This is a genomic window from Fundidesulfovibrio putealis DSM 16056, from assembly GCF_000429325.1.
Taxonomy (GTDB): Bacteria; Desulfobacterota; Desulfovibrionia; order Desulfovibrionales; family Desulfovibrionaceae; genus Fundidesulfovibrio; species Fundidesulfovibrio putealis.
The window spans coordinates 93,558-108,120 of record NZ_KE386886.1 but is presented as its reverse complement, the minus strand read 5'-3'; the positions used below and the strand labels follow the sequence as shown (position 1 = coordinate 108,120).

10 protein-coding genes are annotated in these 14,563 nt (G+C 65.6%); 3 read left to right on the top strand and 7 right to left on the bottom strand.

Annotated elements, in window-relative coordinates:
* Positions 1-8 precede the first annotated feature (8 nt).
* Entirely contained in the window at positions 9-1,613 is a 1,605-nt protein-coding gene (locus G453_RS0120635) for a type VI secretion system contractile sheath domain-containing protein (protein WP_027192562.1), read from the top strand.
* Positions 1,614-1,765: 152 nt separating this feature from the next.
* Here the strand turns inward: G453_RS0120635 and G453_RS0120630 are convergent, their stop codons facing one another.
* Positions 1,766-2,020: a hypothetical protein gene (locus tag G453_RS0120630; protein ID WP_156921041.1), complete on the bottom strand. Its 255-nt coding sequence runs from the start codon at positions 2,018-2,020 to the stop codon at positions 1,766-1,768.
* A gap of 222 nt (positions 2,021-2,242) precedes the next feature.
* Complete coding sequence (locus G453_RS0120625; RefSeq protein WP_027192560.1) at positions 2,243-3,025, bottom strand: hypothetical protein; 783 nt, start codon at positions 3,023-3,025, stop codon at positions 2,243-2,245.
* A gap of 114 nt (positions 3,026-3,139) precedes the next feature.
* Here G453_RS0120625 and G453_RS25620 point away from each other — a divergent pair, with 114 nt between their 5' ends.
* Positions 3,140-3,739: a C40 family peptidase gene (locus tag G453_RS25620; RefSeq protein ID WP_051272699.1), complete on the top strand. Its 600-nt coding sequence runs from the start codon at positions 3,140-3,142 to the stop codon at positions 3,737-3,739.
* Positions 3,736-4,440, top strand: coding sequence for a hypothetical protein (locus G453_RS0120615; protein ID WP_027192559.1), 705 nt, complete (start codon positions 3,736-3,738; stop codon positions 4,438-4,440). The genes G453_RS25620 and G453_RS0120615 overlap by 4 nt, the downstream gene beginning before the upstream one ends.
* A gap of 103 nt (positions 4,441-4,543) precedes the next feature.
* Here the strand turns inward: G453_RS0120615 and G453_RS0120610 are convergent, their stop codons facing one another.
* The 5 genes from G453_RS0120610 to G453_RS25610 form a co-directional block, all read right to left on the bottom strand.
* A complete protein-coding gene (locus G453_RS0120610) occupies positions 4,544-4,945 on the bottom strand; it encodes a DUF4150 domain-containing protein (RefSeq protein WP_027192558.1) in 402 nt (133 codons plus the stop codon).
* Positions 4,946-4,956: 11 nt separating this feature from the next.
* The gene (locus G453_RS0120605) at positions 4,957-6,015 is read right to left on the bottom strand and encodes a pentapeptide repeat-containing protein (protein ID WP_027192557.1); all 1,059 of its coding nucleotides are present in this window, start codon (positions 6,013-6,015) and stop codon (positions 4,957-4,959) included.
* A 2-nt stretch (positions 6,016-6,017) separates the two neighbouring features.
* Positions 6,018-9,758, bottom strand: a complete 3,741-nt coding sequence (locus tag G453_RS0120600) for a DUF2169 family type VI secretion system accessory protein (RefSeq protein ID WP_027192556.1) — start codon at positions 9,756-9,758, stop codon at positions 6,018-6,020.
* Between the two features lie 115 nt (positions 9,759-9,873).
* Positions 9,874-12,162, bottom strand: coding sequence for a type VI secretion system Vgr family protein (locus G453_RS25615; RefSeq protein ID WP_051272698.1), 2,289 nt, complete (start codon positions 12,160-12,162; stop codon positions 9,874-9,876).
* A 152-nt stretch (positions 12,163-12,314) separates the two neighbouring features.
* Entirely contained in the window at positions 12,315-14,546 is a 2,232-nt protein-coding gene (locus G453_RS25610) for a type VI secretion system Vgr family protein (protein WP_051272697.1), read from the bottom strand.
* Positions 14,547-14,563 lie beyond the last annotated feature (17 nt).

The following is a 14,563-nucleotide window of genomic DNA, read 5'->3' as shown; positions in this document are numbered from 1 at the left end:
GAGTTCCCATGTCCGTATCGGTCAGCCCCTACACCATACTCGCCCTGGCCCCCTTCGGGCCGGTCCCGGCCAGCGGGTACAAGCCGCGCCTGACTGAGGCCGACATCTACACTCTGGACGAGGCCCTGGCCGATATCGGGCCGCGCTTCTGGGTGGAACTGCCGCGAGACGTCTGTCCCCAGGGCGGCCTGGACGTGGCCGTGACCTCGCTTGCCGGGTTCAGGCCGGAGAATCTGGTGAAGAACACGCCCTATCTGGCCGAGCTGGAGGCCTGCCGGATGTTCCTGTCCCAGGCCCGCAGCGCAGGATCCGCGCCCCAGGCCGTGGCGGCGGACGTAAGGCGCCAGTGGCCCGGGCTGGAGCTTGACCTGGCCCTGCCCCAGGCAGCGCCAGAGCAGGGCTCAGCCAGCTCCGGGGCCAACGCCGACGCCATCGACGATATTCTTTCCATGGTGGCCACGCAGGCTTCGCCTGCCGGGGGTGCGTCGGCCACGGGGGCCAATCTGGCCGGATGGCAGGCCCAGGCGGAGACGCTTCTGGCGCGTGCCCTGGCGGCAGTCTTTGCCGACCCGCAGTTTCGCACCTACGAGGCGGCCTGGCGCGGGGCCGAGTGTCTGGCCCGCAAGGCCGGGGTGAAGGAGGGCGGGCGGGTGCGCCTGCTTTTGTGCCCGGTGTCGCCGGAGACCCTGGCCGACGCCCTGGGCGTGCTGGCCGCGCAGCTGATCCAGGATACCCCGCATCTGGCCCTGGTGGACCAGGGCTTCGACAACTCGCCCGCCAGCATCGAGCTTCTGGGGCAGGTGCTGGCCTTCGCGGACACCCTGCTGGTGCCGGTGGCGGCCTCGGTGACGCTTGATTTCTTCCGCGTAGGGTCCTGGCGCGAGCTCTCAAGGCTCGGCTACCTGAAGGCCGCCTTCGCCGACGCCCAGTACGCCAAGTTCCGCAAGCTGGCGGAGCATCCCGGCGCGTCGCGCCTCATGCTCACGCTGAACGCGTTCCTGTCGCGCGCGCCGTATGGTCCGGGCAATGCGGCCCGCCCGGTGGCCTTCACCGAGTCCGCGCCCCTGTGGCTCTCCCCGGCCTGGGCAGTCGGGACGCTGGCCGCCAAGAGCGTGATCCAGTACGGCTGGCCGTCGCGCCTTGCGGACTACCGGACGATATATCTGGAGGAGCTTGCCGTGTTCGACGGCGGCGAAGGTCCTGCTGCCACGCAGGGGCTTTTCGACGAGAACCGCATCGCGGAGCTTCTGGAGGCCGGGTTCTCCCCGGTGGTGGGTGCGCGCGGCCGCGACATGGCCATGCTGCCCAGGCAGACCGCGCTGGACGGCGGCTCGTTCGTGTTCCAGCTGTTCTTCGGGCGCGTGGTGAGCCACCTGCTTCAGGCGCGCGAGAACGCTCCCGATTCGGCCCAGGACGACCCGGCCGGGGCGGTGCGCCAGGCCCTGATGGATCTCTTCAACCAGACGGACCAGACTCCGCCTCCGGACCTGACCGTGGACGCTGGCCAGGAGCCTGGTCAGAAGGAGGGCGGGCGCATCCCCGTGACCATCGCCTTCACGCCGCCGCGCGCCGTGATGGGCGGGGAACGGCTGACCTTCGGCTTCGGCTGGTGACGGACCGGTGCAGCTTGGCGCAGGCCGGGCGTTCAGGCCGCTCGCGCGCAGCCGGGTGCTTGCGCCTGCCTTGGCGTCGCGAGATTGCGCAGGCCGGGAAGAATGCATGGTCGGCGCAGGAGCCTGCCCGGTTCATGAAGGCGGAGCGGCGCTCACTCCCGAAGCAGGGCTTCCAGTTCCTTGCGGGTGACCCCGGTGAATGCCAGCCCCGTGACCGGCATGGCGGGCAGTTGATGCTCGCGATCCGTGGCGGGCTGGCCGGGCGAGCCTTCGGGCAGGACGCTGGCTCTGGCGTACGGGGCCATGGCCTGTCGGGCGGTTTCCACCATGGCCGGAGGGACCAGGAAACGCAGCTCTATCAAGGGAGCGGCCTGGGCGGGCAAGGGGTTTGATCGGGCTAGGGACATTGCAGCCTCCATGGACATTCCCACTGTCGCGTCTCGGGCGCGGGGAATTGGGCCTCTTCGCCGGACAGCGGGAGCGTATACTGTCTATGACGCCAGATTTCCCCTTCCGGTTTCCTCCCGGCCCAACTTGGCGTGTGCCGCCCTGGAAAAACGAAACCGGCTGCGCATCCTGCGGGAGGCGCAGCCGGACGGTGTTGGCGGTCTTGCAAGCCCGAGCCGGGGCTATTTCAGGCTCACCACGTACATCTCGGCCTCGTCGCCTTCGGGGAACGACCCGAACGCCGCGCTCTTGGGGTAGCCCTTCACCCGCACGTAATACGAACTCTTGTCGTCCAGGGCGTTCTTAACCGCCCAGGCCGTGAACTCGTTCTCGCCCATGGCGAACTTCACGCCCTTCATGGGGTACTCAAGCGTAGCCTTTTCCGGCACGGTGCCTCGCGGGCCTGCACCGTGGGCGTCCACCTCTGATCCTTCTCCAGCCACGCCGAAGATCGCGCCCGCCCACTGGTGACCTTCGGCAGGGCCGATCTCGAACCACTGGCCCAGGCCCGGCAGCGGGTGGATGTCCAGGCGGTAGTCCACGGCGAGCTTGGGCACGGGGGTGTTGGCCTTGGCCACCAGCTTGGGCATGAGGGTCGCGTCGTCTGCGGCGATGATCGCGCCCTTCAAGGGCGTTGGCAACGTGGCCGGGTCCAGCGCGCCGCCATCAGGCAGCAGCACGATGGGGAAGCCGTGGCCCTTCATGGCCTGCACCATGGCCGCCAACATGGCGAGGCCGTAGCGCTTGGTCTCATCCGCAAAGCTGGCTGGCGTCCCTTTCACCACCCACACGGCGGTCTCGGGCTTGGATATTTCGGAGAACGCTCCCGCCCACTGCATCTTTTCCAGGTCGTCCACCCAGAAGTGACCGTTCACTCCCAGGCCGTAGCGGTGGATCGCCTCGAACAGGGCGCGTCCCTTTTCCTCGTCCTTTTCCAGGATGGTCACCCAGATGCTCTTGGTCATGGCCCAGCCTTTGCTTATGGTTTCGCGAAGAGGATTTTGCTTTGTTTCAAAGCATGCTATAGACCAACCGGCACGGCTAGGACAACACTCTTTCCAGGTGCGGGAGCGCAATCGATGACCACAGCCGCAAAATGGGTGCTGGCACTTTTCCTGGTCGTGGCGGCTGGTTTCGCCGCGCTCGGAGCCGGGCACCGCGACCGCGCCGCCAGAATCCACGAATCCCCCGTCTCTACCTCCCAGGACATCGCCAACTATCTGAGCCTCCTGCGCGGCGAGCGCCCCTGGGCCGCCGATCCCGCAGCGCTTTCCGGCAGGCTTCTTGGCGCGGCCAGCTCCCAGCTTGGGCGCGGCTACGTGTACGGCGGCGCGACTCCCGCCGGGTTCGACTGTTCCGGCTTCACCAGTTGGGCCTACGCCAAGGCCGGAGCCTCCCTGCCGCGCACCTCGGGTCAGCAGTTCCGGGCCGGGACGCCCGTGGCCGCCTCGGCGCTGCGTCCAGGCGATCTGGTGTTTTTCGGGTCTGGGAGCGCTGGGAGTTCAGGCGGAGGAGGGGAGAGGGTCGGGCACGTGGGCATTTACTTGTCGCAGGGGCGCTTCATCCACAGTTCGCGCCACTCCGGGCAGGTGGCCGTGGACGACCTCTCCGGCGCGTACTGGAGCAAGAACTACGCGGGCGCTCGCCGGGTTTTGGCAGCAGGGGAGAACAGGCCGTGAGGGCGTTCGTATTTTCAGCGCTGCTCGCCGCAGTCCTGGGGCTTGCCGCCGCCGCTCAGGCCATGCCGCTAAATGACATCCAGATGGTGCAGAAGGCCCGCTTTCCCTTTGACGCCACCATGACCGTGCAGGAGGCCATGGACCGCTACTCCTACTTCAGCCGCGTCACCTGGGCGGTCTACTACGACATCAACAACAAGAAGGTCGTGGAGGCGCGCGGGTACTTCGACATGAACAAGATAAAGACCCGCACCGACACCGCCACCTGCGTCACCCGCGCCGGAAACTTCGTGGGGTTGAACGACGGCCAACCGTTTTTGATCCTTCAATATCGGCCTGATTTCCTGAAGCAGCGTGCCGAGCTGTTCTATTCCGGCCTGTGGGGGCTCTATGACGACGCCCGCCTGGACGACACGGACCTGTTGTGGGCCAAGGCCCTGGTGACCGACGAGCTGCCAAGCCCCACTCCGCTGTGCAACATGGCCCTGGACCAGCTCTCGCCGCAGGACCAGCTGGCCATACAAGAAGAACCAATGCACGACCCCGGCGCGCCCGCGCCGGAAAAGCAGACGCCAGAAGGCACGCCGCGCGTATCGCCCGACCACACGCCGCAATCCGTGCAGCCAGCGCCGAAATCGGCTGCCGCTACGGCCAAACAGGCCTCAGAGACGCCGCCCACGCCGACCAAGACTGGTAGATAAATCAGAAAGGCAGAAGATGCCTCCGGCGGCCAGGGGGAGAAGCCTCCCCCTGGACCCGGCTTTCCGCTTCGCGTCGTTGACGCTCAATTCGCAGACGGAACGATCACCCCAGCGTCAACACCGTCACCTGGCTCGGCGCAATAGTCATCCCAACGGCGTTGGGCAGTTCGACGAGGCAATTCTGGCGCGTCAGGCTGGTCAGCCGCTGGCAGGGCGCGGCGTCCATGAAAATCGTAATGCACCCCAGCGTATAGTCGGTCATCCCCGACTCCATGTGCGACACCACCCCCATCTCCACGCCCGGTTCGTCCCCCTCGCTCACCAGCCCCATGGACATCAGGTTGATCACCGGCATGCAGTCGATGGTGATGTTGTCCGCCGCAGGCTGCGTGGTGATGGACTCCGAGATGTTGGGATACGGGATGGGAACCGGCACCACGATGGGCGTCAGGCACACGTCCGGGAAGGCGAAATCCACTCCGGCTCCGAGCGTCAGTGCGAACATGATTGCGTCTCCTATGCCTGGACCGGTGTGAAGGCTTCCGCCTCGGCCATGTCTTTGTTGGTGGGGCGCGTCAGCGCGCGCTCTGTCATGTCGTACACGGCGTGCTCGTCAATCATCATGTGCAGGTTGGCCATGGTCATCACGGCGCGGGTGAAGTCCGCAGCCGTGCAGTCCGTGCGTGAAAAATCCGCGTGGCGCAGGTCGCACCCGATGAACTTCGCGCCCCGGCACACGGCCTTGGAAAAGCCGCACTTGAAGAGCGTCGCGCCCGTGAGGTCCGCCGCCGCAAGGTTCGCCTCGCTGAAGGACGAGTTCACGAACGTGCCCCCGTTAAGCTTGGCGGTCTTCAGGTTGGCCCCCAGATAGAGCGACTTGGAGCCGTCCGCCCCGGTGAAGTCCGCGCCCTCCAGATTGGCCTTGCCGAAGTGGCAGTAGCCAAGCCGCGCCTTGACGAACTTCGCCCCGGCCATGTTGGAGTTCGAAAAATTCACCTGATTGAGCGTAAGCCCCGAGAAATCCTGGCCGGACAGGTCGCAGCCGGTGAGCAGCGCCTTGTCGAAGCGCACGTCCTTGAAGGCCACGCCTTTCAGGTCGCAGCCGGTGAGCAGGGCCTTGACGAACACGGCTCCGGCCAAGTCCACCTTGGCGAAGCTGGAGTTGCGCAGGGTGAGCTTTTCGAGCGTTGCCCCGGTGAGCTTCGCGCCGTCGAATCTGGCCTTCTCCACCACGGACCAGTAGAGCTTCGCGCCGCTGAGGTCGGCTCCGGTGAAGTCGGAACTGGAGAGCAGCGTCATCATGGTGGTGACGCCCTTGAGGCTGGCCCCGGCGAACACGGACTTGGAGAGGTTCATCTTGGTCAGGTCGCAGCCGTCGAGGGTCGCGCCGGAGAAGTCACAGCTTTTGAACCCGGCGTCCTTGATGATGGCCCCGGCCAGAGTGGCCCCCTTGAAGCTGACGCGCTCGAAGCGGATGCCGGTGAGGTCCGCGCTGGCGAGGTCCAGCCCCGAGAGGTCCGCGCCGATGACGGGGCGGCGGTCGCGGGCGGCGTCCAGTATGTCCTGGTGGGTCATGGCTACTCCAGGAGATCGGCCCGCTGGTGCAGGGCGGTCAGTTTGAGGTTCGCGCCGTCGAAGCGGGTCTGCCCCACCACGGCCTTATGGAAATCCACGCCGAAGCAGTTCGCGCCGCGAAGATCCGCAGACACGATGCGCGTCTTGGAGAGCGAGCCCAGCAGCAGGTCCGCGCCATTCAAGTCCGCACCCTCCAGGTCGGAGCCCGGAAACGACGTGCCACGCGCGCTGACCCCGCGCAGGTTGGCCCGCGTGAGGCTCGAGCCCTCGATGCGGCAGCCTGAGAATGCGCTCTTGCGGAAATCCGAGCCGGACAGGTCGCAGCCGCGCACGCACAGGGTCTGGGCGCGAACTCCGGTGAAGTCGCAGCCGGGCAGGGCGCAGTCGGCCAGGGCACCCTTCTTGAACGTGGCCTTGGCGAAGCTGACGCCTGAGCCGGTGCACTCCTGAAGCTGGGTGCTGGCAAGCAGCGCGCCGGAGAAGTCCGCGCCGGACAGATCGCACTTGCGGATGAGCACCCGCTCCATGGAGGTCTCGCGCAGCACCGCCCCGGCCATCAGGCACTCCTGGATGGCGGTGAGCTTGAGCGTGGCCCCGGAGAATACGGCCTTGGACAGATTGGCCTTGTTGAAGGAGGCCATGAGCAGGTTCGCGCCCGAGAGGTCCGCGCCTTCCATGTCCGCCTGCTTCATGCTGGCCTGTCGCATGTCCGCGTTTTGCAGCCCGGCCTTCTTGAAGCTGGTCTTGATGAGCATGGCCTGATCGAAGCGCGCGCCCTGGAGGCTCGCGCCGCTGAAATCCGCGCCCTGGGCCATGGACTTGGCGAACAGGCTGCCGTCCAGGCGCGCGCCCATGAACTTGGTCCCGGCCAGACGGCAGCCCGTGAAGTCCGCGCCGGAGAGATCGAGCCCGGAGAGGTCCACGCCTCCCAGCACGGCCTGGGACAGGCTCCTGCCAGCAGCGTGCATGTCGATGACTTCCTGGCGCGTGCGCGGCACCATGGCCTCGATGTCCATGCCCGCAGCCTTGAATTGGGCCTTCATGTCTTCTGGAATACCACCCGGAGCGGCCTTGGCCGCCTCGATCTTCTTGGCGGCCTCGGCCAGCTGCTTCTGTCCGTCCTGCCAGCGGGCCTCGGAGTCGGCCCCCAGGGACTTGGCCTGGGCCGCAGCCTTGACCATGTCCGCTTCCTTGTCCGGCGGCAGCGCGCCCATGGCCTTGAGCTGGTCGCGCTTGGCCAGGATGTCGGAGGAGATCGTGTCGCCCAACTGGTCGAAGGGGGTGCGCGGCGCGGCCTTGGCGTCGGCCATTATCCGGTCGTAGTCCTGGCCGTGCTTGGCCATGGCCTCGCGCGCCTGGGCTTCCAGGTCCTTCATGGTGGCCTTGAGGGGCTCGAACCTGGCCTCGTGGAAGGCACGTATCTCGCCGATTGCGGCCTGCACCAGCCCGGCGATGTCCGGCATGGCCGGGCGCTTCTTGGGCGGGGCCGGACCGAAGGCTGGTTCGGGCTCGTCTTCCGGCATGCCGATTGAGGCTGGCGGCAGGGCGTCGAAGACGAGTTCGCGCAGGTCCACCTGCTCCAGTCTGGCCAACAGGCCGTTGGCCCCCTTGGGCAGCGTGAGCCACTGGGCCTTGTCGGAGAGTTTCAGGTACGGCGCTGCCGGGTTCAGGCTCGCCTGCTTCCCGGCTGGCGCGAGCACCAGCACGGCGGGCGCGGTTTTGAGGGCCTTGGCCGCGTCCGGCGGCGGGGGAGCGTCCACGCTTGGCAGGGCCAGGATGTGGCACACGTCGCCCACCTCCTGCTCCATGAGCCGGGCTTCCATCTCCAGGCCCGTCACGACGATGGGGGCTTTCTCGTCCGGCGCAGCCAGCCACAGCGAAGCCGTGGCGGAGCCGGGAACCAGGAAGGATGCTTCCCCGGATTCCGTCATCTGCGGCGTCTGCGGCCAATCCGGCGCAATCAGGATGCGTGTGAGCTTCCTGCCCTCGAAGCGGGGCAGCACCAGCCCCCTGGGCAGGGTGAACCCGCCTGCGGGCAACCCCCAGTCCAGGGCGTTCTCCACTTTCGGCTCCGGGTTGTAGCCGCACCAGGATGCGTTCAGCGTCCGGTTCTTGAACCCCATGGAGTGCATGCGGGCCATGAGCGCCGGGTCGTTCTCGAAATTTCGGCGGCTGTGAACGACGAAATCAAAGCCCCGGTCGTGCCAGGGGCCAAGGCCGGAGCCCGGCTCGGGCAGCGGGTTGTCCGGGTCTATGCCCGCCTTGCCCAGCTGCTCCGGCGTGGCGGCCGCCTTCAGGCGCGCGCTTGCGTCTTTTATCATGTCCGCTTTCATGGCCGTGAGCTGGGTCTTGGTCTGGGCGGCCTTGGCCGTGGCCTGGTCGATCTTCTGGGAAGTCTGGGCGAGCTTGTCCCGCTTGGACGCGAACGAGGCCGGGTCCAGGGCCGCGCGCCAGCCGAACTTGTCCCGGAACTGGCGTGCCATGGCCTCCATCTTGTCCAGGGTGGCGAACCCGGAGGCGATGGCCTGTTGGCCCATTGCCCCGATCTCAGCCGGTTCGCGCGGCATGACCGGCGTCAGCCCCATGGCCTGGGCCTTGGTCTGGGCGATGTCCTTGATGACGCGGTTGAATTTGAGCAGCTCCCGGTTCACCTTCTGGTTCACGTCCGGGATCACGGGCTTGACCGGCTTCATGGCGGCCACGCGCCTGTTCTGGGCTTCCAGGTGCCAGGAGATGTCCTTGGGCGTCTCGCCCATGGCCTCGGTGGCCATGTAGGCGTAGCGCAGGTCGGCCATGTCGTCGCGCTCGGTGGCGAAGGCTCCCCGGAAGACAATGACGCCCTTGCCGACCTCGGGGAACAGCCACAGGGTGTCGCGGCGAAGCGTCACCTCCTCGAAGGTGTCCTCTTCGGGCGGGGCTTTGGGGGCCTTCTTGCGGGTCAAAAACAGGCGAACCGCGAACTGCGGCAGGCGCGAGGCGATCACCTGCCGCTTGGGGTGCATGTTGACGATCTCAATGGCTTCGCCGCCCTTGAAGAAATCCTTGGCCCACTGGTCCTGCGGGCCGTTCAGGAAGAAATCCGGGTCCAGATCGTCGGGGTAGTAGGGCCAGCGCTGGGTTTTCCAGGCTTCGTCGTAGGTCCCGGCAATTTTCTGGCGCTCAGGGTGCATGACGTCGCGGGGCAGGAACGACGCCGGTTCGGGCGCGTCCTTCGGGGAGCTGATCAGCTGGCCCGGATATTCCACGTTGGGCAGCAGTTCCGGGGCCTCTCCGGGCTTGGCGGGCAGGCCCCGGCCTTTGGGGTTTCGCGCGTCCGTTGCGCCGCCGAAGGCCCGCTCCCAGGTCAGGGGCATCTCCGTGAAGGGCGCGGGGTCGCTTATGCCCACGGCGGTTCCCCCGGCCATGGTCCAGCGCCGGTCGCCGAAGACGTTCAGGGTCTTCTGTTTGCCGCCCACGGTCAGGCTCACCTGGGCGGCCTGCCGCGACGTGGGACCTGGGCCGTCCGGGGCGAAGCACTTTCCGGCCAGCAGCACCTCGGCGCGTGGCTTGGCCAGGCCCGGATCGAGCACCGGCGGCTGCGGCAGGAGCTTCATCACCTGGGGCCACATGTCCTTGTCCGGCAGGGGCGACTCCGGGTCGTCCAGGTCGAAATAGACCATGACGGTGCACACCAGGCGCATCCGGCCCATGATGGCCGTGGGCAGGAACATGGGGCTGTGGTGCTGCTCTTTGAGAATTTTCATGCTCTGATCCCAGTGTGGCGTTCTAAAATACGTTCATAGTGTGTACAAACCCAATCCAAGAGAACCATTTATTTTATTTTTGAAAAACATGTTCATGTTTTTCAAAAACGCGCCGCTAGATGTACTGCACGGCCCCGGCCAGTGCGGTGATGTCTCCAGCCATGTTGGTGATGTCGCCGGCCATGCGCTGGATGGACCCTGCCTGGAGGTTCATCTCGCCGCGCACCAGTTCAACCGACCCGGCCACCTCGTTCTTGGCGGCCAGCACCTCCTCCTTGGAGGCCAGGGTGGACGTTTTGTTGGCGATGGCCTGGGTGTAGTCCAAGGCGATGGTGTCTTTCTGGGCGGCCATCTCGTTCTTGGTGGCATAGGTCTGGGCCACTTCGGCGGTCACTTCCTGCTTGGCGGTGTTCAACTCAACCTTGGTGGCGCACAAGGCGGTCTTGTCGGCCACGATCTTGGTCTCGTCCGTCACCAGCTTGGTGTAGGCCAGGGTGATGGCGTTCTTCTCCGCTGCGACCTCGGATTTTGTCGCGTAAACCTTCTCGATCTCGCCCTTCAGGTGCTCCTCTGCGCTGGAGAAGGACAGCTTGCTGGGGAACTGGTACTCCACCAGCCCGCCTATCACCGTGTCGATCTGCGCCCCGAGGACCGTGGATGTGTCGATCCCGCCCACGATCTCGTTCTTGTTGCCGATGATGACCTCGAAGCTCTCCTGGGCCTTCACCGTGAGCGGCCCCGCGCTGAAGAGTTTCAGGCCGTCCGGGCTTTCGGCCCATTCCCAGTTGGCCAGCGAGTCGCTGGTGGTCTGGGAGTCGAACTTCCAGGTGGGCGGCTCCTCGTCGTCGGGGTCGTTGTGGGAGCCGATGCGCACGAAGGCCTGCTGGGTGGGGCTGGAGAGCAGGATGCGCTGGCTGCCTTCCTTGTCCTCGAAGTGGATGAGGTTGCCCCCCGACGTGGTGATGCGCGACTGGGTCTGGGTCTGGTCCGTCACCGGGCTCGGGGTCTCAGGGTTGGGGATGGCCGCCGCGATGAGGGGGCGGTCCGGGTCGCCTTCGATGAAGCTTAAAATTACCTCGCAGCCCTTGTGCAGGGGCATGTGCATGCCGAAGCCCGCCCCGGCGTAAGGCTGGGCCATGCGCACCCAGGCCGAGGCGTGGCCGTCTTTGCGGCCGGACAGGTCGAAGGGCAGGATGACCTTGTAGCGCCCCTGGGAGTCCACCTCGGCGTATTGGCCGGAGCCTGCCGCATCCACCTTGGCGTTCAGCGTCCCGGCGATCCTGGGGCGCTGGGTGGCGAGCTCCGCCCGGAACTGCGCCGTGGCCGGAATGGCCGTGAAGGTGTTGCGGTAATACAGCGTCTCCTTGTGGGCGTCGTCGGCGCCAAGCCCGAGGCCCGACACCAGCCAGCCCTCCTGGGAGCCCTCGTGACGGCAGGCGATGGTCTGGTATTTCTGGTTGTAGCTGTCGCGGTAGTGGTCGGTGATGGAGAAGGTGTAGCCGGGGCGCACGAAAGGGATGGCCGAGGTGCCGGTGAAGAGCTGCTCGCGGCACTGGTATTCCTGGGCCCGGATTTTCGCCAGGGCGTTGCCCTGGCTGGCCGTCTTGAAGTGCAGCCCGTAGAGGTAGCGCACGCCCTGCCCGTTCTGGCTGACCAATGCCTCGCCCTGAACCTCCAGGGAGGGGGTCTCGTAGTTGTAGTCCTTCAGCTGCACCTTCTGGGGAAGGCGCCTGCGGGTGAGGATGAAGTCCGTGACCACCTCCTCGCCGTGACCGGCCTGCATGGTGGAGGGAGGCGAGTAGCGGAAGCTCGCGCCCTGGGGCATGGGCGTGTGGGCGGTGAGGGTGTCGGTGATCACCAGCTTCTCGCTGGAGTCGCCCTGCTCGAAATAGTAATACAGGCCGTCTCGCTCCATCCAGCGCGACGCGAACTCGAAGTGCGTCTCGCCGTACTGGCAGATGTAGTCCCAGGTGGGGTAGTTCTGCTGGAGGGTGATCTTGAAGTCGATGCCTGGGTTCAGGCCGCCGTCTTTGAGCACGGCGGTGAGGAACTGCTGGTTGTTCTGGTTCAGGAAAATCTGGTTGTGGGTGGTCTGGGTGAGCCACCAGGCCTTGGGCACCAGCACGGCCCGGTAGAACGAGTACGGCCCGGAGTGCGAGAGTTGCTCGAAGCGCTCCAGGATGCCGTGGAAGGGGATGTTCCCCTGCGGGCGCAGGATGCTGAAGGTGGCCGTGTTGGTCAGGGCCTTCTCGAAGTCCACATCCTTGTCGCCAGCGTAGAGCACGATCTCGAAGCGGTACAGCTCCGAGAGGCCCTCTTCGCCGGTGAAGCGCACCACGTGGAAGGTGTTCTTGTCGAACCCCTGGATGTCGAAGTTGAATTTCTGGCGGGAGTCATCGGTCATTGCGGTACGTCCTTGGGGCTCCGGCGCGCCGTGAAGCCGCGCGTTCCTGGTGGCGCGGCTTCATTGCGGACGGATTACGCAGTTCCCTGTTCTCGGCCAGGAGAACCGTTCGATGTGATTCGGTAGAAATTCCCATGTGTTCCCGGTCGGCCTCAGACGAAGCCGACCTCTCCAGCCACGACGTTGACCACCCCCCACAGGTTGGAGACATCCGCAGCCATGCTGGTGATCTCCCCGGCGTTCTGCTCCAGTTCGCCGATGGTTACGGTGTGCTGTCCGATGGTCTGGTCGTGCTGTCCAATGGTGAGCGTATGTTGCCCGATGGTCTGGTCATGTTGGCCGATAGTGAGCGTGTGTTGGCCGATGGTCTGGTCGTGTTGTCCGATGGTTACGGTGTGCTGTCCGATGGTCTGGTCATGCTGGCCAATGGTGGCCGTATGCTGGCCGATGGTATTGTCGTGCTGACCTATGGTGACAGTATGTTGCCCGATGGTCTGGTCATGCTGGCCGATGGTGGTCGTATGCTGCCCCACGGTCACGAGCAGGTCGGCGTAGATCTGGTCCTTCTGGGTGGCGGCCTCCTGCACGCTGGCTCGCATCTCCTTCCAGACGGGGGAAAATTCGGTATGTACGGCGCAGTTGGTGGTGATGGACATGCCCACGATGAAGGTGATGTTCGCGCCGATGGCGTTGCAGGAATAGACGCCCAGGGTGGTCTGGGTATTGTCCGCCAGGACGATCTGGTTGGCGAATTCGGCCTTCACGTTGAACCACTGGGGCGTGGTCAGGTTGATGCCGTCGTTGGCCATCTCGCTCATCACATCGCTGAAGCTGGCCGGGTCGTTGTGCGCGCCGATGCGGATGTAGTCCCCTTTGGCGGTGGAGTGCAGCAGGATGCGCTCCGAGCCCTGCTGGTCCTGGATGTGGATCAGGTTGCCCCCGGCGGAGGTGATGTTGGCCATGGTCTGGTTGCCGCTGGTCACCATGGAGGGGGTCTCCGGGTTGGGTACGGCCCCGGCGATAACGGGCTGGTCCGGGTCGCCTTCGTAGTGGATGACGGCCACCTCGGTGCCCTTGTGCAGCGGGAAGTGCATGCCGTGGTTCTGGCCCGCGTAGGGCTGGATCATGCGCAGCCAGGTGGAGGCGTGCCCTTCGTTTCGTCCCGAGAGGTCGAAGGGCATGATGACCTTGTAGCGGCCCTGGTCGTCCAGCTCCGCGTACTGGCCGGAGCCTTCGGCGTCGATCACGGCCTTGAGCGCGCCGTCGATCAGGGGCTTTGGGGTCGTGATCTCCGAGCGGAACTGCACGCCTGCCGGGATGGCTGCGAAAGCGTTGCGGTAGAAGAGCCTGTCGCCAAGTCCCGCCGCCCCCATGCCAGACACGAGCCAGCTCTCCTGCGCGCCTTCGTGCTTCACTTCTATCAGCAGGTACTTCTGGTTGAAGCTGTCGCGGTAGTGCTTCTCCAGGGTGGCCACGTAGCCGGGTTGCAGGAAAGGGGCGTTTGATTCGCCGAAGAATACCTGCTCGCGGCACTTGAAGCCCTGGGCGCGCAGATCGGCCAGGGACGTGGCCTCCGAGACGGTGCGCAGGTGCCCGCCGTGGGTGTACACGGTGCCGGAGCCGCTCTGGCTGACCAGGGCCTTGCCCTGGATGTCCAGGCTCGGGGTCTGGTAGTTGTAGTCTTTCAGCAGCACCTCCTTGGGCAGGCGGCGCTGTTCGCAGCGGAAGTTCTTGGCGGCCTTGCCGACGATGTCCGCGTCCAGGCCGCTCTGCTCGGCGTAGGTCAGGGTGTCGCCGCCGGGGTGCGGGTTGTGGACGTTCAGGCTGTCGGTGATTTCGAGCTTCTCCTGCTGGCCGGACTGGTCGAAGAAGAAATAGAAGCCGTTGCGCTCCATCCAGCGGGACGCGAAGTTGAAGTGGGTCTCGTTGTACTGACAGACGTATTCGCGCTTGTCGTAGCTGTGCGACGCGGAGAGCTCAAAGTCCAGCCCCTGGGACAGCCCCCCGTCGGTCAGGCACTGGCTGATGTTCTGGGTGACGTCCTGGTCCAGGAAGATCTGATTGTGCCGGGTCAGGGTGAGCTGCCAGGCCTTGGGCACCAGCACGGCCCGGTAGATGACGTGCTTGTCGGCCATCTGCAACTGCTGGAAGTCCCGCAGGATGCCGTGCCAGACCAGATCGCCGCCTTCCTGGCGCTTGATGGTGAACTTGGCCGTGCCGGAGAGCGCCTTGCCGAAATCCACAGAGGCGTTCTCGGACAAGAGCGTCAGATCGAATTGGTACAGGCGCGACAGGCCCTCGGCGCCCGTGAAGCGCACCACGTGGAAGGTGTCCGGCTCCAGGGTGGAGACCGAGAAGGTGAAGTGGGCTTCCTGGTTGTTCATGGAATCCTCGGCTCGTT

Coding starts and splice junctions, on each gene's coding strand:
- G453_RS0120635 (WP_027192562.1), top strand. CDS start 9: ATGTCCGTATCGGTCAGCCCCTACACCATACTCGCCCTGGCCCCCTTC.
- G453_RS0120630 (WP_156921041.1), bottom strand. CDS start 2,020: ATGTCCCTAGCCCGATCAAACCCCTTGCCCGCCCAGGCCGCTCCCTTG.
- G453_RS0120625 (WP_027192560.1), bottom strand. CDS start 3,025: ATGACCAAGAGCATCTGGGTGACCATCCTGGAAAAGGACGAGGAAAAG.
- G453_RS25620 (WP_051272699.1), top strand. CDS start 3,140: ATGACCACAGCCGCAAAATGGGTGCTGGCACTTTTCCTGGTCGTGGCG.
- G453_RS0120610 (WP_027192558.1), bottom strand. CDS start 4,945: ATGTTCGCACTGACGCTCGGAGCCGGAGTGGATTTCGCCTTCCCGGAC.
- G453_RS0120605 (WP_027192557.1), bottom strand. CDS start 6,015: ATGACCCACCAGGACATACTGGACGCCGCCCGCGACCGCCGCCCCGTC.
- G453_RS0120600 (WP_027192556.1), bottom strand. CDS start 9,758: ATGAAAATTCTCAAAGAGCAGCACCACAGCCCCATGTTCCTGCCCACG.
- G453_RS25615 (WP_051272698.1), bottom strand. CDS start 12,162: ATGACCGATGACTCCCGCCAGAAATTCAACTTCGACATCCAGGGGTTC.
- G453_RS25610 (WP_051272697.1), bottom strand. CDS start 14,546: ATGAACAACCAGGAAGCCCACTTCACCTTCTCGGTCTCCACCCTGGAG.